This window comes from Geomonas sp. (assembly GCF_035254065.1).
GTDB lineage: Bacteria > Desulfobacterota > Desulfuromonadia > Geobacterales > Geobacteraceae > Geomonas.
Genome location: NZ_DATFBA010000375.1, coordinates 1 through 20577, shown reverse-complemented (window position 1 = coordinate 20577; position 20577 = coordinate 1). Strand labels below are relative to the sequence as shown.

At 60.7% G+C, this 20577-nt stretch carries 17 protein-coding genes; 5 read left to right on the top strand and 12 right to left on the bottom strand.

Annotated features, from left to right (window positions below; genetic code table 11):
- Positions 1–50 precede the first annotated feature (50 nt).
- A complete protein-coding gene (locus VJ604_RS17760; RefSeq protein ID WP_324084839.1) occupies positions 51–1112 on the bottom strand; it encodes a threonine aldolase family protein in 1062 nt (353 codons plus the stop codon).
- Between the two features lie 247 nt (positions 1113–1359).
- Here VJ604_RS17760 and VJ604_RS17755 point away from each other — a divergent pair, with 247 nt between their 5' ends.
- On the top strand, positions 1360–2544 hold the full coding sequence (locus VJ604_RS17755) for an ABC transporter substrate-binding protein (RefSeq protein ID WP_324084837.1): 1185 nt from the start codon (positions 1360–1362) through the stop codon (positions 2542–2544).
- 170 nt (positions 2545–2714) lie between these two features.
- Here VJ604_RS17755 and VJ604_RS17750 read toward each other — a convergent pair whose 3' ends face one another.
- On the bottom strand, positions 2715–2990 hold the full coding sequence (locus tag VJ604_RS17750) for a type II toxin-antitoxin system RelE/ParE family toxin (RefSeq protein WP_324084835.1): 276 nt from the start codon (positions 2988–2990) through the stop codon (positions 2715–2717).
- Complete coding sequence (locus tag VJ604_RS17745; RefSeq protein ID WP_324084833.1) at positions 2987–3250, bottom strand: type II toxin-antitoxin system Phd/YefM family antitoxin; 264 nt, start codon at positions 3248–3250, stop codon at positions 2987–2989. Before VJ604_RS17745 ends, VJ604_RS17750 begins: the two co-directional genes overlap by 4 nt.
- Positions 3251–3445: 195 nt before the next feature.
- Here VJ604_RS17745 and pruA point away from each other — a divergent pair, with 195 nt between their 5' ends.
- From pruA to VJ604_RS17725, 4 genes are all read left to right on the top strand, one after another.
- Positions 3446–6439 (top strand): L-glutamate gamma-semialdehyde dehydrogenase, encoded by a 2994-nt coding sequence (pruA, locus tag VJ604_RS17740; RefSeq protein WP_324084832.1) that lies wholly within the window; start codon positions 3446–3448, stop codon positions 6437–6439.
- A 428-nt stretch (positions 6440–6867) separates the two neighbouring features.
- Positions 6868–7809, top strand: coding sequence for a class 1 fructose-bisphosphatase (locus VJ604_RS17735; protein WP_324084830.1), 942 nt, complete (start codon positions 6868–6870; stop codon positions 7807–7809).
- Positions 7810–7912: 103 nt separating this feature from the next.
- Positions 7913–8158, top strand: a complete 246-nt coding sequence (locus VJ604_RS17730; RefSeq protein ID WP_324084828.1) for a hypothetical protein — start codon at positions 7913–7915, stop codon at positions 8156–8158.
- Positions 8159–8333: 175 nt separating this feature from the next.
- Entirely contained in the window at positions 8334–9794 is a 1461-nt protein-coding gene (locus VJ604_RS17725; RefSeq protein WP_324084826.1) for a sigma-54-dependent transcriptional regulator, read from the top strand.
- A gap of 134 nt (positions 9795–9928) precedes the next feature.
- Here VJ604_RS17725 and VJ604_RS17720 read toward each other — a convergent pair whose 3' ends face one another.
- From VJ604_RS17720 to VJ604_RS17680, 9 genes are all read right to left on the bottom strand, one after another.
- Positions 9929–10309 (bottom strand): hypothetical protein, encoded by a 381-nt coding sequence (locus VJ604_RS17720; protein WP_324084825.1) that lies wholly within the window; start codon positions 10307–10309, stop codon positions 9929–9931.
- An 18-nt stretch (positions 10310–10327) separates the two neighbouring features.
- On the bottom strand, positions 10328–11068 hold the full coding sequence (locus VJ604_RS17715; RefSeq protein WP_324084823.1) for an HAD family hydrolase: 741 nt from the start codon (positions 11066–11068) through the stop codon (positions 10328–10330).
- A gap of 245 nt (positions 11069–11313) precedes the next feature.
- Entirely contained in the window at positions 11314–11784 is a 471-nt protein-coding gene (locus tag VJ604_RS17710) for a pyridoxamine 5'-phosphate oxidase family protein (protein WP_324084821.1), read from the bottom strand.
- 111 nt (positions 11785–11895) lie between these two features.
- The gene (locus VJ604_RS17705; protein WP_324084819.1) at positions 11896–13260 is read right to left on the bottom strand and encodes a putative sensor domain DACNV-containing protein; all 1365 of its coding nucleotides are present in this window, start codon (positions 13258–13260) and stop codon (positions 11896–11898) included.
- Positions 13257–13751, bottom strand: a complete 495-nt coding sequence (locus VJ604_RS17700) for a YkgJ family cysteine cluster protein (protein WP_324084817.1) — start codon at positions 13749–13751, stop codon at positions 13257–13259. Before VJ604_RS17700 ends, VJ604_RS17705 begins: the two co-directional genes overlap by 4 nt.
- On the bottom strand, positions 13748–14191 hold the full coding sequence (locus tag VJ604_RS17695) for a VOC family protein (protein ID WP_324084815.1): 444 nt from the start codon (positions 14189–14191) through the stop codon (positions 13748–13750). The genes VJ604_RS17700 and VJ604_RS17695 overlap by 4 nt, the downstream gene beginning before the upstream one ends.
- Positions 14192–14389: 198 nt before the next feature.
- Positions 14390–18550 carry a DEAD/DEAH box helicase gene (locus VJ604_RS17690; RefSeq protein WP_324084813.1) on the bottom strand — a complete coding sequence of 1387 codons (4161 nt, stop codon included), beginning with the start codon at positions 18548–18550 and terminating at the stop codon, positions 14390–14392.
- Between the two features lie 92 nt (positions 18551–18642).
- A complete protein-coding gene (locus VJ604_RS17685) occupies positions 18643–19524 on the bottom strand; it encodes a carbon-nitrogen hydrolase (protein WP_324084811.1) in 882 nt (293 codons plus the stop codon).
- 168 nt (positions 19525–19692) lie between these two features.
- A partial coding sequence (locus VJ604_RS17680) for an agmatine deiminase family protein (RefSeq protein WP_324084809.1) occupies positions 19693–20577 on the bottom strand: 885 nt, incomplete at its 5' end.

Genomic DNA, 20577 nt, shown 5'->3' with positions numbered 1-20577 from the left:
TCCCTCGCCCGGACGGAGAGGGAGGGGGGACAGATGGGGGGACTTGGTTGCTATTTCACCTGCATCGCCTGGCGAAGGTCCTGCACCAGCGCCGCGACATCCTCGGTCCTGGTATCCCAGGAGCACATGAACCTCGCGCCGCCGGAGCCGATGAAGGTGTAGAAGTGCCAGCCCAGGCCCCGCAGCGCCTCCAGGGCGGCCGGAGGCATCTCCAGGAAGACGGAGTTCGCCTGGCTCTCGAACATCACCTTTACCCCCGGGATCTCCTTCACCTCGCTTTCCAAAAGTCGCGCGCAGCTGTTGGCGTGGGCGGCATTTTTCAGCCAGGCGCCGCTCTCCAGCATGCCGATCCAGGGGGCGGTGAGAAACCTCATCTTGGAGGCGAGCTGCCCCGCCTGCTTGCAGCGGTAGTCGAACTCGTGGGCGAGCTCCTTGTTGAAGAAGACCACCGCCTCACCGACCGCGAAACCGTTCTTGGCACCACCGAAGGTCAGCACGTCCACGCCGCACTGCCAACTGATCTCCTTGGGCTCCACCCCCAGGGTGGCGACCGCGTTCGCGAAGCGCGCGCCATCCATATGCACCCGCAAGGAGTATTTCTTCGCCAGTTCCCCGACCGCCTGCATCTCCGCCACGCTGTAGACCGTGCCGAGTTCGGTCGCCTGGGTCACGCTCAAGGCGCGCGGTTTGGGGTAGTGGATGTCGCTCCGTTTCAAGATGGTATGCTCGACCGCGTCCAGGTCGACCTTGCCGTTTTGCCCGGGCACCAGCAGGACCTTGGTGCCGTTGGAGAAGAACTCCGGGGCGCCGCACTCGTCGGTTTCGATATGCGCCATCTCGTGGCAAACGATGGAGTGGTAGGAATGGCACAATGAGGCGAGGGCCAGGGAATTGGCGGCGGTGCCGTTGAAGACGAAGAAGACCTCGCAGTCGGTCTCGAAAAGTTCCCTTATCTTTTCGCATGCTTTGGCCGTCCAGGCGTCGTCGCCGTACGAGCTGGCCAGGCCGCTGTTGGCCTCTTCCATCGCCTGCCAGGCTTCCTTGCAGATCCCAGCGTAGTTATCGCTGGCGAAATGATATTTCAGGTGCTTGCTGTCCTTGCCTGCTGCCATGGGTTGTTCCTTTCTGGTTCTGTCACTGGAATAGTGAAGCTGCGGGGCGACTATCATAACATTCGATTGACAATGAGTCGATAAATCATTATTGACAGTCTATCATTTCCGCTGTCCTGTCTTTATTCCTGTTCATTTTCATCCGCAGTACCTGTTGTTGCGAAACGGTAGTTCTGTGCCATGATTTGGTGTCTCGTCGTTGCTGGACTAATCGTACCTGTCATCAGACAACAAAGGGGGAATCGGCATGAGTTTGACAAAGATGAGCGCACTGCTGCTGGTGGCGCTGCTCGCAGGCGGAGCGTTCGGTTGCAAGAAGAGTGAAGAGGCAAAAGAAGGCGCGTCTCCATCGGGTAAGGGCGATACCATCAAGATCGGCTTCCTGGGCGCACTTACCGGGGATGTCGCCATGTTCGGGGCTCCCACCCTGGATGCCATGAAACTTGCCGCTGACGACATCAACGCGGCCGGCGGCGTGCTTGGCAAGAAGATCGAGATCGTCGAGGCGGACGACCGCGGCGACAAGCAGGAAGGCGCCTCCGTCACCCAGAAATTCATCTCCCGCGACCATGTGGTCGCCATCGTCGGCGATCCGACCACCGGCATCACCAAAGTCGCCGCCCCCATCGCCCAGAAGGCCGGGGTAGTCCTGCTCTCTGCCGGCGCCACCGGACCGGGCGTGGTGGAGGCCGGCGACTTTGTCTACCGCGACACCCTCCTCGACAGCATCGCCATCCCGACCGTGATCGGTTACTTCGCCCATGATCTGGGCTTCAAAAAGGTGGCGGTCATCACCTCGGACAACAACGACTACAGTGTCGGTCTCTCGCAGACCTTCCGCAACGCCGCTGCCAAGCAGCCCACCATCAAGATCGTGGCCGACGAGAAGATCAAGGACGGCGACAAGGACTTCAGCGCCCAGATCACCAACATCAAGGCCAAGAATCCCGACGTCATCCTTTTCTCCGGCTACTACACCGAAGGCGCCCTGATCATGAAGGAGGCGCGCAAGCAGAGGCTCAACTGCCCGATGTTCGGCGGCGATGGTCTCTACTCCCCCAAATTCATGGAACTGGGCGGCTCGGCCGTGGAAGGCTCCATGTCAGCGCTTGGCTTCTCCAGCGAGCAGGCCTCCCCGCAGACCGCCAAGTACGTCGCCGACTACCAGGCCAAGTTCAAGCGCATGCCGGGCGTTTTCGACGCCCAAGGCTACGATGCCGTCCAGCTCCTAGCCGACGCCATGAAACGCTCCAACAGCACCGATCCCAAAGTCTTCAAGGACGCCCTCGCCAAGACCAAGAACTTCGAAGGCGTTTCCGGCACCATCAGCATGCAGCCCAACCGGGAGCCGCTCAAGACCCCGTTGAGCCTTCTGGTGGTGAAGGACGGGAAGTTCACCCTGAAGGCCAAGGTTCCCGTCAAGATCGACTGATCACCTCCAACTGTCTCAAGTTCTCTCCGAGAGTCCCCTCTCCCGGAGGGGGAGGGCTAGCGAGGGGGGACAGGGTTCAGTACGGCCGGCCCTGTCCCCCCTTAAACTCCTCCGATATCCCCTATCCCGATGAATTCACATACTCCTGCAACAACTGATCAACAGCAATCTCAGTAGACGGTGTCGTGGTCACCAACGTCCACGGGGACGATCTGGTCGTCTTTCACCAAAAACTCCATGGTGATGCGGTAGGACAGGGTGATCGATACCGAATACAGGCCATCCAGGCGGCCGGACAGCCGGTGGAGGCGAAGAGAAGGATGAAAGGGGTTGGCTTGGAGTAAACGGAGGGTTTTCAGGTATGATGACTCAAGGTCGGGATGCTTCTTCAGAAAGCGACGCGCACGCTTCATATACTGGTCGGTGAAAACCAGCTGGTAGATCATGCCTCACCGCCATCCTTGATCTTCTTCAGGTGTTCCTCTGGTGTCGATACCTCGAAGCGTCCTTCTGCCAGATCAGCAGTAGTTTGGGCGAGCGCCGCCTCCAGCTCGCACTCTCTCAGGTACTGGAAGTGCTCCAGCGGCATGACCACGAAACGATTTTTTCCCCGCACGGAGATCACCGCTTCGGTGTCATTCGTTAAGGCAGCCTCGATAGCGGACACACCACGAGTTTTGAGATCGTTGGCACTTATGGACGACATGGCTTACCTCCGACGCCGGCTAAGCTCTGAATAGTGTTGTTCATAGTACGGTCTATAGTACTGTTATCATACTCCTCTAGCTCAGTCAAACCCTCCCTCACACGCCCATCTCCCGGGTTGCCTTGTACTCCTCCCGCCGAAGGCTATCATTTTATTAAAATCCAACGCCAGATTTGTTCGATAAAGGAGCCTGTCATGAATGACAGCGACCTGAACAAGCGTATAGTCGCCCGCGGCAAGGAATTCTTCTCCAGCATCTCCGGCGAAAAGCCTTCTCTCTTCAACAAGGGCGCCTGGATGGGCAAGGTGATGGACTGGAGCATGAAGAACGAGCATTTCAAGGTCCAGATGTTCCGCTTCGTGGACGTTTTCCCCTCGCTCACCACCGGAACTCTCTTGACCGAGCATATCAGGGACTATTTCGGGGAAGAGAAGGACATGCCGCCGGTCCTCTCCACCGGCGCCAAGGTGGCCGGCATGCTCGGCTCGCTGGGGGGCGCCGTCCTCAACAAGGTCCTGTCGAGCAATATCCATGACATGGCCCGCCAGTTCATCGTGGGGGAGAACACTCAGGAAGCCATCAAGAACGTGCAGCAGCTGAGAAAGGACGGCTTCGCATTCGTGCTGGACGTGCTGGGCGAGGCGACCCTCTCCGAAGAGGAGGCCGAACGCTACGTCAACACCTACCTGGAACTGCTGGACGCCCTCAAGAAGGAGTCCCGCGACTGGAAGCCGCTTGCCTGGCAGGGTGGCGACGGCAACCTGGACTGGGGGCACGCCCCCAAGGTCAACATCGCCGTAAAGCCGAGCGCGCTCTTCTGCCTGGCGAACCCCCAGGACTTCGAGGGATCGGTCAACGCCATCCTCGCGCGCTTGCGGGTCATCGCCGAAAAAGCGGTGGAGATGAACGCCTTTCTCTGTATCGACATGGAGAGCTACCGGCACAAGGACATCACCCTGGAGGTATACCGCAGGCTGAAGCTTCAATACCGCAACTACCCGCACCTCGGCGTCGTGCTGCAGGCCTACCTGAAGGATACTGACCGCGACTTGGCCGGGCTTGTCGGTTGGGCGCGGGAAAAAGGGGTGCAGATTTCCGTTCGCCTGGTGAAGGGCGCCTACTGGGACTTCGAGACGGTGCGCGCCCGGCAGAACGGCTGGGAAATCCCGGTCTGGACCATCAAGGCCGAAAGTGACGCCGCCTTTGAGCGCCAGGCGAAGCTGGCGCTGGAACACCACGACGTCTGCCATTTCGCCTGCGCCTCGCACAACATCCGCTCCATCTCAGCGGTAATGGAGATCGCGCGGGAGCTCAAGGTTCCGGAGGAACGCTACGAGTTCCAGGTCCTCTACGGCATGGCTGAGCCGGTCCGCAAGGGGATCCTCAAGGTGGCTGGCCGCATTCGTCTGTACTGCCCGTACGGAGACCTGGTTCCCGGCATGGGGTACCTGGTGCGGCGCCTTTTGGAGAACACCGCCAACGAATCGTTCCTGCGCCAGACTTTCGCGGAAGAGACGGAAATCGAGAAGCTGCTGGAGGACCCGGCAGTCAGGGCTGACCGTGCACGGGCGGTGCACGCGGCGGCCGAGCAGAAAATCCCTGGTGGGCTACTCCCCTTTGAGAACCAGCCCATGGCCGACTTCACCAAGGCTGACGAGCGCGCGGCTTTCCCGGCAGCACTCGGCCAGGTGCGAACACGACTAGGCCGCAGCTACCCGCTCTTCATCAACGGCGAAGAGGTGGTGACCGCCGACACGATCCCTTCGGTGAACCCGGCCAACCCATCGGAAGTCGTGGGCGTAGTCTGCCAGGCCGGGACCAAAGAGGCGGGCGAGGCCATTGCCGCCGCCAAGAAAGCCTTCTCCGCCTGGCGGGACACGGAGGCCTCGGTGCGCGCCGGCTATCTCATCAAGGCCGCGGCGGCCGCGCGTAAGCGGGCGGTTGAGCTGGCAAGCTGGCAGGTGCTGGAGATCGGCAAGCAGTGGGACCAGGCCTATGCGGACGTAGCGGAGGCGATCGATTTCCTGGAATACTACGCCCGGGAGATGGAACGGCTCGGCAAGAAACGGCGGCTGGGGGAGGCGCCGGGTGAGTTGAATCACTACTTCTACGAACCCCATGGGGTGGCGACGGTGATCTCCCCCTGGAACTTCCCGCTTGCCATCAGCATGGGGATGGCCTCCGCAGCCGTGGTCACCGGCAACTGCGTGGTCTTCAAGCCCTCCGGCCTGACCCCGGTTATCGGCTGGCAGCTGGTGGAGCTTTTCCGTGAGGCGGGCCTGCCGCCCGGCGTCTTCAACTATGTCCCCGGGCGTGGTAGCGTGATCGGTGACTTCCTGGTCGATAGTCCCGACGTGAGCCTGATCGCCTTCACCGGCTCCATGGAGGTCGGGCTCAGGATCATTGAGCGGGCGGCCAAGGTGCATCCAGGACAGGGGCTGGTGAAGAAGGTGGTTTGCGAGATGGGCGGCAAGAACGCCATCATCATCGATGACGACGCCGACCTGGACGAGGCTGTCCCGCACGTCATTTATTCCGCCTTCGGCTTCCAGGGGCAAAAGTGCTCGGCCTGCTCGCGCGTCATCGTGCTCGATGCGGTCTACGACCGGTTCGTCTCCAGGCTGGTTGCCATGGCCAATGCTCTGAAGATAGGACCTGCGGAGGACCCCGGCAATTATCTGGGAGCGGTGGCCGACGGCAACGCCATGAGGAACATCGAGAGATACGCCGAGATCGGAAAGAGGGAAGGGGAGGTTCTCTATCAAAGCGAGGTGCCGCCGGGGCCGGGCTACTTTGTTCCCATCACCATCATCGGAGGCATCAAACCGGAGCATCGTCTCGCACAGGAGGAAGTTTTCGGCCCGGTGCTGGCCGTCATGCGGGTCAAGGATTTCGACCAGGCCATCGCCTGGGCCAATTCCACCAGGTTCGCCCTCACGGGAGGCGTCTTCTCCAGGAGCCCAGAGCACCTGGAAAAGGCGCGCAGGGAGTTCCGGGTGGGAAACCTCTACCTCAACCGCAACGTCACCGGCGCCCTGGTCGGACGCCAGCCGTTCGGCGGCTCGCGAATGTCGGGCGTGGGGACCAAAGCCGGCGGTCCCGATTACCTCCTGCATTTCATGGACCCGCGTGTGGTCACCGAAAACACCATGCGCCGCGGGTTCACCCCGGCGGTAGAGGGGGATTGACCCGGCTGCTGCCCATCTACTCCCTCTCCCCTCGGGAGAGGGTCGGGGTGAGGGAAGCCACGCAGCACCATCACCTTCCCCGATGCCGACAGAGTCGCAGGCGCCGAGCTCCCTCACCCGCCCTTCGGGCACCCTCTCCCGGAGGGCGAGGGTTTTCCAGCCGGCTGGGTGGCAAGGGTAAAAATTGTTTGATGAGGAGCAGTCATCTGTCTCTATCCCATCGTTTTTGCTAACTCAAACTTCCGTTCCGCCGTCCCTCGTTTCACCAGCGATGCGCCTACCATAATGAAGCAAAATTACCCTACCTTCTGATGTCAAATTCTTACCCCGAATCCTCAAGAGTTGCGCTTTTTTTCCTTGATTTATAAAGGGATATATCTTAGTCTAATTGGTCGTAAAATAATTCTAATTTGATGTTGGAGGAGAGCATGGTCAAACAAGCCGGAACTTCCAAATTCCAGATCGACCTTCGTCGTCACCTGCGGGCACAGAACATCAGCGACAACCTCGTGCACCTCATCTGCGAGATCGCCGAGGCCAGCAAGTACGTCATCAACGCCGTCCGCACCGGTGACCTGGGCGTCGCTGGTACCTCCAACCTGTACGGCGAGGAGCAACTCGCCCTGGACGTGCTCTCGGACAGGATCATGCGCAAGCGCCTGATTCACTCCGGCGTCGTCTGCAACATCGCCTCCGAGGAGATGGACGAGATCTACCAGTGCCAGGCCAACGCCGACGGCCTCTACTCGGTCGCCTACGATCCCCTCGACGGCTCCTCGCTGGTGGACGTGAACCTGGCGGTCGGCACCATCGTCTCCATCTACGCCGGCTGCGATCTGCTCCAGCCGGGGCGCAACCAGGTCGCGGCCATGTACATCCTGTACGGACCGCGTGTCTCCCTGGTCTACACCGTGGGCGACGGCGTCCATGAATTCACCATGAACAACCTGATGGAGTTCACCCTCACCCGCGAGAACATCCGCATGCAGCCGGAGGGGAACATCTACGCGCCGGGCGGCCTCAGGAACAAGTACAACGCCGGCGACGAGCAGTTCATACGCCACCTGGAGGCCAAGGGGTGCAAGCTACGCTACTCGGGCGGCTTCGTGCCGGACATCAACCAGGTACTGATGAAAGGGAAGGGGCTCTTCATGTATCCCGCCTTGAACGGCTCCCCCAACGGCAAGCTCAGGGTCCTCTTCGAATTGAACCCGATGGCCTTCATCGTCGAGCACGCCGGCGGCTCGGCCAGCAACGGCACCATCCCGATTCTCGACATCCATCCGGAATCGCTGGATCAGAGGGCACCGATCTATATCGGTTGCACCGAGGACGTGAAGCAGGCGATGTCCTTCGTCAACGGCAAATAATCCCGCTGAGCAGGCAAAAAATTCTGCTGACTCGGCATTATCACTAAAGTTGCAGCTTAGCTTGTCGATAGCATTCAAACAGGTAGTTGATTCAGAGGTAAAAATGGATACACAACTTGGGGTCCGGCGTCTTTGCAGCGAAATACAGCTCTTCGACCTGTGCGATCTCGAATACTGCAAGCAGAAGGACGGCCGTTATTGTACCAACCCCAAGGTGCTCGAGCGGTTCGAAGCCATCAAGGAAGAGGACGAGCGTTCCCAGCAGTACCTGTCCGAGGAATATGATGAGGACCAGGAGGGGGATGAGGATGACTACGGTAGCGACGACTACGAGGAAGAAGATTACTGAATCCTTGAGCGATAGATCGAGACCCTAGGACGCTTCCTGAAGGCTGCGCCCTGCGGTTCTCAACCGGCAGCAACAGAAGAACCGCCTTTCCCACGAGGCGGTTCTTTTGCTATCGGGACAGTAGGCTCCCTTTTATCTGCTAGAATCAATGCCAAAATGTCCAAGGGGATGACAGATGCCCGCGAAGCTACTCATTCTGGATGACGATCACGACATCCTGCTCATGCTGAAGACGATCTTCTCTGGAGAGGAGTACGAACTGCTCCTGGAAAGCGACAGCGAGTCCGCCCTGAGGAGGGTGCTGGCCGACCGTCCCAACGTGGCGATCATGGACATCAGCCTGCCGCAGAAGTCGGGCATCGAGGTGCTCAAGGAGGCCAAGAAGCTCGACCCCGGGCTGGCGATTATCATGGCCACCGGCTACAAGACGACCCAGAACGCCATCGAGGCCATGAAGCATGGTGCCTTCGATTACGTGACCAAGCCGTTCGACATGGCCAAGCTGAAGGCGGCGGTCAAGAAGGCGATCGACAGCAACCTGTTGAGCAGGAAGGTGCGCTACACGAAGGAGCGGCCCCAGGTCGAGGAGGACCTTTCCGAAGACCTGATGATCGGCTCCTCTCCGGAGATGATTGAGATCTGGAAGATGGTCGGCACCGTGGCCGATTCCGATGCCACCGTCCTCATCCAGGGCGAATCCGGCACCGGCAAGGAACTCTTGGCCCGTGCCATCTACGATAACTCCAAAAGAAAGAACAGGGCCTTTTTAGCCGTGAACTGCGCGGCCATCCCGGAAGCCCTCCTGGAGTCGGAGCTGTTCGGGCATGAGAAAGGCGCCTTCACCGATGCCCATTCCAGGCGCATCGGCAAATTCGAGCAGTGCAACGGCGGCACCATCTTCCTGGACGAGATCGGCGAGATGAGCCTCGCCAACCAGGGCAAGCTCCTGCGCGTTCTGGAAAACCAGGAGTTCGAGAGGGTGGGGGGGAACGAGACCATCAAGGTCGACGTCCGGGTGGTGGCCGCCACCAACCGCAGCCTTCTCGCCTGCGTGAAGGACAAGAGCTTCAGGATGGACCTCTTCTACCGCCTGCGGGTGGTCAACTTCCACCTGCCGCCGCTTCGCGAACGTGCGGAAGACATACCGTTGCTGGTCGACCTTTTCGTCAGGAAGTTCGCCAAGAAGTATGGCAAGAGCATCAAGGGGGTCTCGCCCGACGCCATGGCCCTGTTGATGGAAAGCGAGTTCGACGGCAATATCAGGGAACTGAAGAACGTCATCAACTCCGCCACCGTCTTCTGCCGCGGTGACATCCTGGTGCCGGCCGACTTCGAGTCCTTCATCAAGAGCAAGGAACGGGTCGCGTCCCCCAAGATGGTACCTCTCGACGTGGCGGGCGACGACTACTACGACGTCTTCTGGGCCATGCTGGAGCCGGTGTTTGACGGCATCTGCCAGAAGAACAAAGGCGCCATCTACGAGAACGTCAACATGGGGCTGGAGAAGGCCCTCATCCATATGGCGATGGAGAAGAGCAACAACAACCAGGTCTTCGCCGCCAAGCTGCTGGGGATCAGCCGCAACACACTGAGAGACAGGCTGGAGCGCTACCGCATCGGTGTCGCCGACGCCTGAGCCGGCATCCGGCTCGGCTCCACAAAATCAAAAAGGTCCTCCTTTCCGGGGGGACCTTTTTTTATTCGGCGCTTTGCTGGCGCGTGCATGCGGGCCAAGCCCATCGAGCTTTCTCTACGGCCGTTTCCTCGTTTTTAACTCCGTTTGAAGCGCCCGCGGTACTTGAGGGTGAGCAGGAGTAGTGTCACCAGCGGATAAATCATGCTGGGGATGTACATGGCCAGGTGAGTGACGCCTTTCATGGCGTTGAACACCACGCTGTTTCCCAACGAGAAGATGCTGCAGACAATGCCGGTGACAAACCCGCCGAGATAGCTTAACCGTAAGAAGCCGACGCCGGAAATCAGCAGGAGGGTGCCCGTGATGCCGGGGGACAAAATGGCGTAGGCCAGGGAACTACCGCCTTGCTGTCGCATCTGGGGGGACCAAAGGGCGAAAAAGAGGCTGATCAGGATGAGGGCTGCGAAGAAGAAGTTGAGAACGGCAAGAACTTTGAGGCCGACAGGTACTTTCACGCTGGATCTCCAATCTCTTTAGAGCATCGACTGCAAAACTTCGGACAAAACCTGATACGATCCCTCTTCGACTACGTAATCGGGGCGCATTTGGGCGGCTCTCACGTCACAATCCCTCTGGGCGCCGTCACGGCGAAGCCAGATGGTTTTCATGCCTACCGCGCCGGCTCCGTACACGTCGTCAAAGAGATTGTCTCCCACGTACACCGCAGCTTCCGGCTGTACCCCCAGGGCGTGCAGCCCTTTCAGAAAGATGCCTGGATCCGGCTTGCGGACACCGGCAGCGGAGGAGTAGACGACGGAGTCGAAGTAATGGAGCAGAGAGAATCTCTCCAGCTCCGGGTCGGTGAAGATCGCCTGCGCGTTGGATACTATTCCCAGTTTCACCTTTCCCTGCAGGCCAGTTAGCAACTGATGGACCCCGGGGTAGGCCGCAAGCCACTTGGTTGTCAGAACCCGAAACAGCAGGGCCATTTCCCGGGATTTTGCCTCCACGTCGAAGCTGGTCGCTTCCCCGTCCAGGAGGATGCTGGCAAAGACCCTGCTGATGTCGAAATCAGGATAGAGCGTGCCGGCTTCTTCCGATTCCCGGGTGCAAAGTTCCAGGTACCTGCCACGCAAAGAGGGCGCATCGGTCTCAACCCCGTGGTAGGCAAGCCAGCGAGCCAGAAAGGCGTACGAATCGAGAGACTCCTCGTCGGTCCGGTTGTCGAGAAGGGTTTTATAAACATCGAAGATGACGGCGCCAACGCGAGACATCCGTGGAACCCTCCCGGGGGTAAGGCGTGAGGTCGATTCCGTAGAACGTGCCCGACGTCTTCACGCTGTCAGCCGTTCGCCTGAGCCTGCCGAAGGGTGCGGCTTCTGCAAGTCGGGAAGGTGCTTCGACAAGCTCAGCATGAACGGCGACCGACAGGGCACTTTCCTCTGCGGGGGAGCGTGACTGTCTCAGAACAGCAGAAAGTGTAGATGCCGGAGCCAAATCCGCAATAGGGATGTTCAGCTCAACTTTTTATTGCACGAGGTCCCTCTCCCTCACGGGAGTGTTTGCCGGTCAGGCTTTCGATGCGGATGCAGACGAGTCCGGTGCGGGCGAAGACATCGGGGGGGACCGGGAATTGGCAGGGCGCTTTGAAGCGGGCCGCAATGGCCCTCAGTACCTCATCCTTAAGGACGGGGTCCTCGACCTCACTCGCGGTGCCGGTCCCGCACACGCTGCGGTAGCGGGTGGTGGTGCCGACCACCCTGATGTCCACCGCAGTGGAGAATCCCACCCGGGCATCGCTCTTCATCAGCTCCAGCTTGCGCCCCTCGGTGGCACAGTGGAAAAAGAGATCGCCTTTGTACAAGACATGATTGACCGGCAGTACATAAGGGGCATCGCCAGTGTTCATGGCCAGGAAAAGCTCATCCGCCTCATGCAGTACCTGGTGCATGAATTCGGTCTCGAGTACTTCACGTTCCGCTCTACGCATTGCGTGCCCCCTGTCGCAATAATTTCGGCGCAGCATAGCATGGCAAATCGCGGTCATTCAACGGATATTGTGGTTTTGACGGTGGGATTCGTGAGGGGGAGAGGGAGAGGATCAAACTTTTGTCTTGTCGGTGGGATCGGTCTCCCCGTGGGTGATGGTTTTCTTCTTCGAAGCGTAGCTGTAGTACTTCAGCTTGATGTTCTCCCAAATCATCAGGCGCTCGCCCACCTTGGTGATCACCCTGACTTCGCCGTCCTGGGAAATCACGAAACCGATGCTGCCGGGATGCCGGAAGCAGTAGCGCATCATGGAGCGGTGCCGGGTGCCGAAATGGTTGTAGCTGGCCGGCTTAAGCTTGGCCGTGGTCGCCATCCTGTCGGTGGCCAGGTACAGGTTGGACGGCTCCTGGGAGGTCATGATCTCTACCCCGTACCCCTGCACGTCCAGGTTTTGATCCATCACAACCAGACCGTCCACCCGGGTTAGAATAGCCACGAACCAGATCACGCCGTCTATCTCGTTCTTGTTCGCCCTCAGGTCCTTCTCGAACTTCCTCAACTGATAGAACTGCTGCGAGGAGATCTCTTTCTCCTTGGCCTCGCTCAACTCCAGCAGGATGTTTTCCAGGTACTCGGACTTGATCTTGGTCACCGCATTGGTCATCAGCGACGTCCTGAGCCTGCTGTAATCGATCCGGTATTTGATGTTGAGGTCGGGGGTGTTGACGTCGGGGGTGATCAGCAGGGCGCCCCCTTTCTTGAACTTCTGTATGCGCAAAAGGATCCTGCACAGTACGGAGAGCCACTGCTGGGTGTGGAGTTCGTCCAGATGGCCGTCCCCGTAGTACATGTCGTCCGCCAGGTGCGACTTCACCGCCTGCAGGTGCGTCTCGATGCCGGGCGCCAGCAGCTCTCGCACGGGGCTCTCGCGGAAGATGTCCAGGGAGTTCCGGATCAGCTCGTGGATCCTCAACTCCGCGACCTTCTCGTAGCGCATGTAGACCTCGATGACCCCAATGGCCTCCACGCTGACCTGGAAGAGGCCCGGGCGTTCCGTTTTGATCTCCGCGCTGCGGTTGAGGAACTTGTGAAAAAGGTTCTGCTGGTCGACCAGCCCCCAGATCAACAGCGCGTCGTCCTTGTCCGGCCAGACCACGAAGGAGGTGGTACGCAGCTCGGAGGACTTCGCTATCTTGACCAGGTTGGAAACGGTGAAGGGGATCGGGTCGGCGAAGGGGATGAAGCTCCAGCGGTCCTTCCTGGCGTTGCGCGGCGGCTTGGGGTCGGGCACCGAGGGATCCATGAACACCATGTGGAACTTGACCGGTTCGGACTCCTCCGTCTTCAGGCTGGAGAAGTAGATGGTCTCGAAGAGGTCGATGATGATCTTCTCGTCCGGGAAGGAGAGGTGGCGTTTCCTGAGTTCGGCGCAGACCGATTCTGCCAGATGTTTAGGTGTCTTGTTTTTTGAGATCATGGCAGATAACCACCGGCATAGGGACCAAGCACACCTTCGAGGTGGCGCTTCACACCTTCGAACACCTGCAGGGTCGCATCGTTGGGGTTTTGACAGTAATAGCCCGAGGTGGCCAGGTTGTAATAGACCCGGCAGGCGAAGGGGCGGACCCCGTAGACCCCGCAGGTCCGTTTGCTGAGGTTGAAGAACGGGCAGAAGCCGGAGTTGTCGGATCTCTTGGGCAAGAGGTCCAGCACGCTTTTCTCGTACTCGAAGACATCGGGACGGCATCTGCAGCACTGGCCGGTCGAGCAGCCGTCGAGGGTCATTTCCCGATGGCAGAAAGAGTCGGTGAAGACCCGCCTGCTGAAGCTATCCGCCGCCCGATAGATAAAGGAGATCTGCCGCCAGCGGTCGCCCCCCGCCCGCGAGGCCAGGATGATACGCCGCTTGAGCCGCTCGAGTTCGCGGTGGACTGCATCGCTATGGTGAGAGGGAACCGTGCAGATCATTCTTGCACTTCCGGGTACTGGGCGAGTTCGAGCAGGATGTTGTCGGGGCCGTGGAAGTAGACGAGCTTCTTGCCTGTCTTCTCCCAGATCTGGATTCCGCTGATGAACTCGATGCCATGTCTCTTCAGCCGCTGCACCTCTTCCTCGATATCGGTGACGGCAAAGGCCAGGTGGCGCATGCCGATCCGGTTGGCGAGTCCCGTCCTCTCGTCGGCGGTCGAGCCGGATTCGAATTTCAGCAGTTCGATGGAGACGTTGGAGCCGGGATGGTGCATGGCGACGAAGCTGCCGTGGGTGACCTGGATGCCGGTCAGTTTCTTGAGGAAGACTGAATCGAGTTCGGAACTGATCCCCTCGGTGAAGCCAAGAAGAGAGAAAAACGCCTTTGTCTTGTCTAGATCGCTCACTACGATGTTGAGATGATCAATGCGCGCAATCATAGCTGGATTACCTCTGTCAGAGCCCTTTCACAGCAGCGAATTACTAGTTAATGAAGATATCACATCATGAATTAAATCTTGGAACTTTTTTCAACAAAAGACACGGCACTACCAGGCGGGGGCTTACTGCAGTCACTGTCGGAGACAACTGGGGCGTGGAAAAAGGTCGGGAGGGAGAGACCAGCTTGAGGTGGAGAGTTACTTTTCGCTGCGCAGCAGTGCGAGGAGTTCCTCGGCGCTGATCTTGCCGCTGATGTCGCTTTCGTCGAGCAGGCTGTCGGCCAGGCCGCGCTTGTGCTGGTGCAGTCCCACGATCTTCTCTTCGATGGTCCCCTTGGCTACCAGTCGGTAGATGGTGACCGGGCGCTGCTGGCCGATCCGGTGGGCTCGGTCTGAGGCCTGGTCCTCGACGGCCGGGTTCCACCAGGGGTCCATGTGAATGACGTAGTCGGCGGCGGTGAGATTCAGGCCGACGCCGCCGGCTTTCAGGCTGATCAGGAAGAGGTCGCCGTCCCCGGACTGGAAAGCCTCCATCCGCTGCTTGCGCTCCTTGGGAGGGGTGCTGCCGTCCAAATACTGGTAGCGGATGCCGGCCCGCTCCACGAACCTCCTGATGATCTCCAGGTGGCTTACGAACTGGCTGAAGACCAGCGCCTTGTGGCGGTTTTCGCGCAGCTCCTCGATGATCTCGGCGAAGGCGTCCAGCTTGGCGCTGGGAATCGGGCTCTCCGGCAGGATCAGGCGCGGGTTGCAGCAGGCCCGGCGCAGGCGCATGATCTCCGCCAGGATCTTCACGTAGGTCTCTCCCTTCTCCTCCACCTTGTCGATTCCCGCAAGATTGTCCAGCGCGCTTCGGCGCAGGGCCTCGTAAAAGGAGGCCTCTTCTTCGCCCATCTCGACCTTGATGGTGATCTCCGTGCGCGACGGTAGCTCCTCCAGTACCTGATTCTTGGTGCGGCGCAAGATGAAGGGCTGGATCAGCTTCTTCAGCCTCGCCCTAGCCTTCTTGTCCTGGCTCTTCTCGATGGGGGAGGCGAAACGGACGTTGAACTGCTTGAGCGAGCCGAGCAGGCCGGGATTGATGAACCGGAATACGTTCCAGAGTTCTCCGAGGTGGTTCTCGATCGGGGTGCCGGTGGCCACCATCTTGAAAGCACCGCTTAGTCCCATGGCCGCCTGGCTCCGCTTGGTCGCCATGTTCTTGATCGCCTGCGCCTCGTCCAGCACGATCGCTTGCCAGTTCACCGTCGAAAGCAACTCTGCTTCCTGCTGCAGCAGTCCGTAGCTGCAGATCACCAGGTCGAAGGGCTTCAGCCGCTTGATGGTCTCTCCTCGCCGCCCGCCGCCGAACATGATGGTAGTGAGGGTGGGGGCAAACTTGGCCGTTTCGCTCTCCCAGTTCAGGCAGACCGAGGTCGGGGCCACCACCAGCGACGGCCCCTTGGCCGCCATGGCGAGGATCTGCGCCAGCGCCTGCACCGTCTTGCCCAGTCCCATGTCGTCGGCGAGACAGGCGCCCACCCCCCAGTGTGCCAGGCGGTTGAGCCAGTTGAACCCCTCCTCCTGGTAGGGGCGCAATTCGGCCTGCAGAGTAGTGGGAAGCTGGGGCTGGAGGTTCTGCGCCTCACGCACTCTCTTCAGCTGGGCCTGCCACTGCTGGTCGGCGGCAAACTCGCCTGCCTCGCCCGCGAACTCCTCGAACACTCCCGCTGCCAGGCGGTGGAAGCGGAAGCCTTTGCCGTGCTGGTCGGCAAAGGCAGCGACCTCCTCGATCCGCTTTCTAAGCTGTGCCGAAAGGGCGAGGAACTCTCCGTCGCCCAGCGGGACGAATCGGCCATGTCCATCTCTGGCCATCTCCACCAGTTGCCGCAGGTCGACCGTTCTCCCCTCGTTAAGCCTGATCTCGCCGTCAAGCTCGAACCAATCCTTGGCCTCCCTGATCCTCAGCGTGCAGTTGGAGGGAGTAGCCTCCTGGCGTACCTTGAAGCGGGCCCCTTCCGGCCAGGCCAGCCGGACCGTGTTCCCGAGTGCCTGGAGCTGGAGCAGGAGTTCCAGCGCGTCGTCGGGGGCTGGGATCAGCCATTCACAGTCGCTTTCCTCGCTCTCCGGCAGGTAGGGGAGGGCGTTGACCGCGTCGGCGGCCCGGCGGACTTCCAGCCGGAGGTCCCGCCTGGTTTGCACCCGTTTTCCCTCGATCTCCGCCAGCACCGTTTCACCTCCAGCGCCCGGACGGAAGTAGGGACCGGCATCGGAGAAGGGGCGGACCAGCAGCTCCAGCTTCATCCCGGAACTGTAGGGAAGCAGGTGAAAGCAGGGAGTGGGGTCGGCGGGGAGCTGGGCGGCGGAATCGCTGCCGATGTCCGAGTGGACCGTCATGATGGATGACAGCGTGTTGATCGCCTCCAGCGCCTTCTGCTTGGCCTGCGCCGGGACCTTCAGACCGTCTCCCACGATGGCAGAGACCTGGCGGTACTCCTCCCTGGCTTCGAACACCTTCAGCCGGGTCGGGCTCTCCTTCACGATGTGGATGTTGCGGTCCTGATCGAAGGTTGGATACATCCTGATCTGTAGGAGATCTCCTGCCGCGGAGACCTGGAGTTCCGGCTCGCCACGCACCAGTTCCAGCCGCACGGTGCCGGCGGGGTCGAGATAGACGTCGGGGTGACCGATCATGAACGGGAGCGCCTTCTCGGTGTCCAGCCGGTAGACTTCGCGTCCGTACCCGTAATAGCCGTAGCTCCGCTCCCGCCCCTGTTCGATGCAGCCGCAGATGCGGATATCCTGCTCGGTAAGGAAGTCGAGCTGCCCCGCCTCCTCGGCGAGGCGTCTGAGGGGGATATTTTTTCCCGAAGTCCACTTGCCGGTGGAGGTCATCTTCTGTTCGCGGGGCTGGATTTCGACGTGACGGCCATCTTCCTGGAAGTACCAGATCAACCTGGAGTGGGGAGCCGCCTGCTGGGGCGCCTCCTGTTTCTTGTTGAGGCCGATCAGGGCGCTTAGGGCGCTTTCCCAGAAGTCGATCTTGTTGACGGTCTGGACCAGTGGCGTCAGCCCCTCGGCCCGGTAGCGCCGCTCCGCCTCGCGAGTGGTGGGCGAATCGACGCCACAGGCAAGTGCGGTGAGCTCGAATTGGTCGGCCAACCAGTTATAGCCGGCCTCGCGTGCCTGGTCGGCAAGGGGGGGCAACTGCGCGGCCATCTCGGCTGCCTTTACGGAACCGCACCAGTGCAGGGCCATTACCAGGAACAGTGCGTAGATTGGTGACGAGGTGAAACGGTTGTTCTCCCTCTCCAGTTCGGCGGCGACGCCGCGTTCACCGTTGCGATCCCTTATGACCAGTTGGAGGAACCGATACACCTCCTGATGCGGCCACTCCTTTTTCTTGGCGATGAAGGCGCAATGTTCCGCCGCTATCTCCAAAAGCCTCTTCTCCCCGTCACCGATCAGCGCCAGGATGAAGAGCGGCCCGGTGATGTCGTCGAAGAAGGTCTTCCGTTTGCCGGTTTCCTTTTTGAGGCGGAGCAAGGCGGCCTCGAACTGCTCGATCGATTCGCGCTGCGAGCCCCGTTGCAAGGCAAGACAGGCAAGGACCGCCTGCCGTTTGGCCGTGGGGTGTTTCCTCGACTTTTGCCTGGCCTCCTCCAGCCGCCCCCGCAGCAAGAGTTCGAGGCAGAAAAAGTCGGCCACTTCCTCCGGTAGCGGGTTGGCCGCCAGTTTGGCGAGCCTCTCGAAAGCCGCGTGGGAAGTGGAGAGATCTTTGCCGGCGTGGGCGAGGATCTCGGTGAGCGCCGGGAGCTGGATTTCTTCGGGGAGGGTGCTGAACCAGGCTTCGTCGAAGGGGTGGTTGCAGATGACCACGAAGGGATGGTTGTGGATCATCTCGTAGGGAAACTGGCGCTGGTATCGCGCAAGCGTCTCGAAAACCAGGTTCTTCCGCCTGCCGTACAGGGCGATCCGCACGTCGCGCAGCGCATGGAGATGGCTGCGGTAGTAGGTGCTTCCCCATTCGGAGACCAGAGGGATTTCGGCCTGCACGGCGGAGACCATGAAGGGGAAGGTTCCATCTTCGACGGCGCTCAGCGTGACCTGATGGGCGATTTCGGGCCGGCAGCGGAAACCGTCATGGCTGGCCAGGATGAGTCGGGCCGCTTTCAGGTTATCCAGCGCTTCCGAGATGGTGACCCCGGTTTGGGGGTGCCCGTCGGGGCTGAGGAGGCCGTAGCGCCTGGCGGTGTTGAGAATGACGGCTCTGGGGGCCGGTGCGAAGATCACCGACAGGATCTGCAGGAGGGCGCGCTGCTCCTCTCTGAGGGAGCGGAAAGCGCTGAGAAGGTTTTTAGAGCTTGGCTGGGACGACACGTTGAACCGCCTGAGGAACCGGTTGGGTGGGCACCGCCCACCATTACCGCCGCTCAAAAAAAGGGGTGGGCACAGCCCACCCTCCCATAACTTTAGTCCCGGTACCGCTTGACCAGATCACCGTAGGCGTCGATGCGGCGGTCGCGCAGGAAGGGCCAGATGCGGCGCACGTCCTCGCTGCGGCGGCGATCAAGCTCGGCAATCAGGATCTCCTCCTGCTCCCCCGCGCGTGCCAGGAATTCCCCCTGCGGCCCGGCGATGAAGCTGGTCCCCCAGAACTGGATGCCGGCGCCGGCGCCGCTCGGATCTGCCTCAAAGCCGACCCGGTTCGCGCTCAGTACGGGTATGCCGTTGGCTACCGCGTGCGCGCGCTGGACGGTGACCCAGGCGTCGCGCTGCCTTTCCATTTCGGCATCGGTGTCTCTCGGGTCCCAGCCGATGGCGGTGGGGTAGATGAGCACCTCCGCACCGGCCAGGGCCATCAGGCGTGCGGCTTCCGGGTACCACTGATCCCAGCAGACCAAGACCCCCAACGAACCAACGGAGGTGTGGATCGGTTCGAAGCCGAGGTCGCCGGGGGTGAAGTAGAACTTCTCGTAGAAGGCGGGGTCGTCCGGGATATGCATCTTGCGATACTTGCCGGCGATGCTGCCATCACTCTCCAGCACCACTGCCGTGTTGTGGTAGAGCCCCGGCGCGCGTCTCTCGAACAGGGAGGTGACCAGGACCACCCCCAGCTCGCGCGCCAGCGCACTGAACAGTTCTGTGGAGGGGCCCGGTATCGACTCCGCCATCTCGAAGCAGTCGGTGTCCTCGGTCTGGCAGAAATAGCGGCCGGTATGGAGCTCCTGCAGTACGACCAGCCGGGCGCCCTGCGCGGCGGCCTTTCGGATGGCAGCCTCGCTGGCGGCTATGTTGGCCTCACGGTCGTGGCGAAGTGATTGCTGGACGAGAGCGACTTTGAGCTTTTGCATGTTCAGTATCCTCCGGGGGAAACCCATCCTCACCCTGTCCCTCCCCTTGAAGGGGAGGGGACGCTGGGGGAACTCTTCGAGCAACGATGATTTTAAACTATCAGGTCCCCCCCTTGATAAAGGGGGGACAGGGGGGATTTGCCTTTGGCGGTCCTCCCTGTCCTCAGGTCACGACTTCACTGTCCCCTTGGGCAGCTGCATGGTCACGCAGTGCAGCGAGCCGTGCTGGAGAATGAGCGGCAAGCAGTTGAGCCCCACGATCTCGCGGTCCGGGAAGGCCTGGGCGATGGCCTCCAGCGCTGCAGCATCCTTTTCGTCCTCGTAAGTCGGCACCAGCACGGCACCGTTGATCACCAGGAAATTGGCATAAGTGGCCGGCAGCCTGCTTCCCTCCTCGTCGAAGCGGGAGGTCGGCCAGGGGAGGGGGATGGTCCGAAACGGCTTCCCTTCGCGTGTGCTGAAAGCCTTGATCTCCCTCTCCATGGCCGCCAGGGCCTCGAAGTGCTCATCGTCCGGATCGTCGCAGGTGACGTACGCGATGGTGTCGTTCGGGCAGAGGCGGGCCAGGGTGTCCACGTGAGAGTCGGTGTCGTCACCGGCGAGGTAGCCGTTGGCCAGCCACAGGAACCGGTCGCTGCCGAACAGCCCGTGCAACTCCTGTTCGAGCTCCTCGCGCAGCAGGTGCGGGTTCCTGTTGTCGTTCAGGAGGCATTCTTCCGTGGTCAGGATGGTCCCCTGGCCGTCGCTTTCTATGCTCCCCCCTTCCAGGATGAGGCCGATGGTCTCCAGCGGCGCGTTCCATACGCCCAGCCCCTGCAGCCGCTTGTTGATGCGGTTGTCGAGGTCGGAGGGGAACTTGAGCCCCCAGCCGTTGAAGCCGAAGTTCAAAAGCCTCGGGCTCCCCTCATCCTGGACGGTGATCGGGCCGAAGTCGCGGGCCCAGGTGTCGTTGGTCTCCACCTGGTAGATGCGGACCCGCTCCAGCACTGCCCCGCATTTCTCCAGCTGTGCGCGGACCGTTTCCGGGTCGGGCGCGGCGATGATGGCGGTCTC

Excerpts from the sequence above, each read along its gene's own strand:
- VJ604_RS17760 (WP_324084839.1), bottom strand. The coding sequence starts at position 1,112 with ATGGCAGCAGGCAAGGACAGCAAGCACCTGAAATATCATTTCGCCAGC.
- VJ604_RS17755 (WP_324084837.1), top strand. The coding sequence starts at position 1,360 with ATGAGTTTGACAAAGATGAGCGCACTGCTGCTGGTGGCGCTGCTCGCA.
- VJ604_RS17750 (WP_324084835.1), bottom strand. The coding sequence starts at position 2,990 with ATGATCTACCAGCTGGTTTTCACCGACCAGTATATGAAGCGTGCGCGT.
- VJ604_RS17745 (WP_324084833.1), bottom strand. The coding sequence starts at position 3,250 with ATGTCGTCCATAAGTGCCAACGATCTCAAAACTCGTGGTGTGTCCGCT.
- pruA (WP_324084832.1), top strand. The coding sequence starts at position 3,446 with ATGAATGACAGCGACCTGAACAAGCGTATAGTCGCCCGCGGCAAGGAA.
- VJ604_RS17735 (WP_324084830.1), top strand. The coding sequence starts at position 6,868 with ATGGTCAAACAAGCCGGAACTTCCAAATTCCAGATCGACCTTCGTCGT.
- VJ604_RS17730 (WP_324084828.1), top strand. The coding sequence starts at position 7,913 with ATGGATACACAACTTGGGGTCCGGCGTCTTTGCAGCGAAATACAGCTC.
- VJ604_RS17725 (WP_324084826.1), top strand. The coding sequence starts at position 8,334 with ATGCCCGCGAAGCTACTCATTCTGGATGACGATCACGACATCCTGCTC.
- VJ604_RS17715 (WP_324084823.1), bottom strand. The coding sequence starts at position 11,068 with ATGTCTCGCGTTGGCGCCGTCATCTTCGATGTTTATAAAACCCTTCTC.
- VJ604_RS17710 (WP_324084821.1), bottom strand. The coding sequence starts at position 11,784 with ATGCGTAGAGCGGAACGTGAAGTACTCGAGACCGAATTCATGCACCAG.
- VJ604_RS17705 (WP_324084819.1), bottom strand. The coding sequence starts at position 13,260 with ATGATCTCAAAAAACAAGACACCTAAACATCTGGCAGAATCGGTCTGC.
- VJ604_RS17700 (WP_324084817.1), bottom strand. The coding sequence starts at position 13,751 with ATGATCTGCACGGTTCCCTCTCACCATAGCGATGCAGTCCACCGCGAA.
- VJ604_RS17695 (WP_324084815.1), bottom strand. The coding sequence starts at position 14,191 with ATGATTGCGCGCATTGATCATCTCAACATCGTAGTGAGCGATCTAGAC.
- VJ604_RS17685 (WP_324084811.1), bottom strand. The coding sequence starts at position 19,524 with ATGCAAAAGCTCAAAGTCGCTCTCGTCCAGCAATCACTTCGCCACGAC.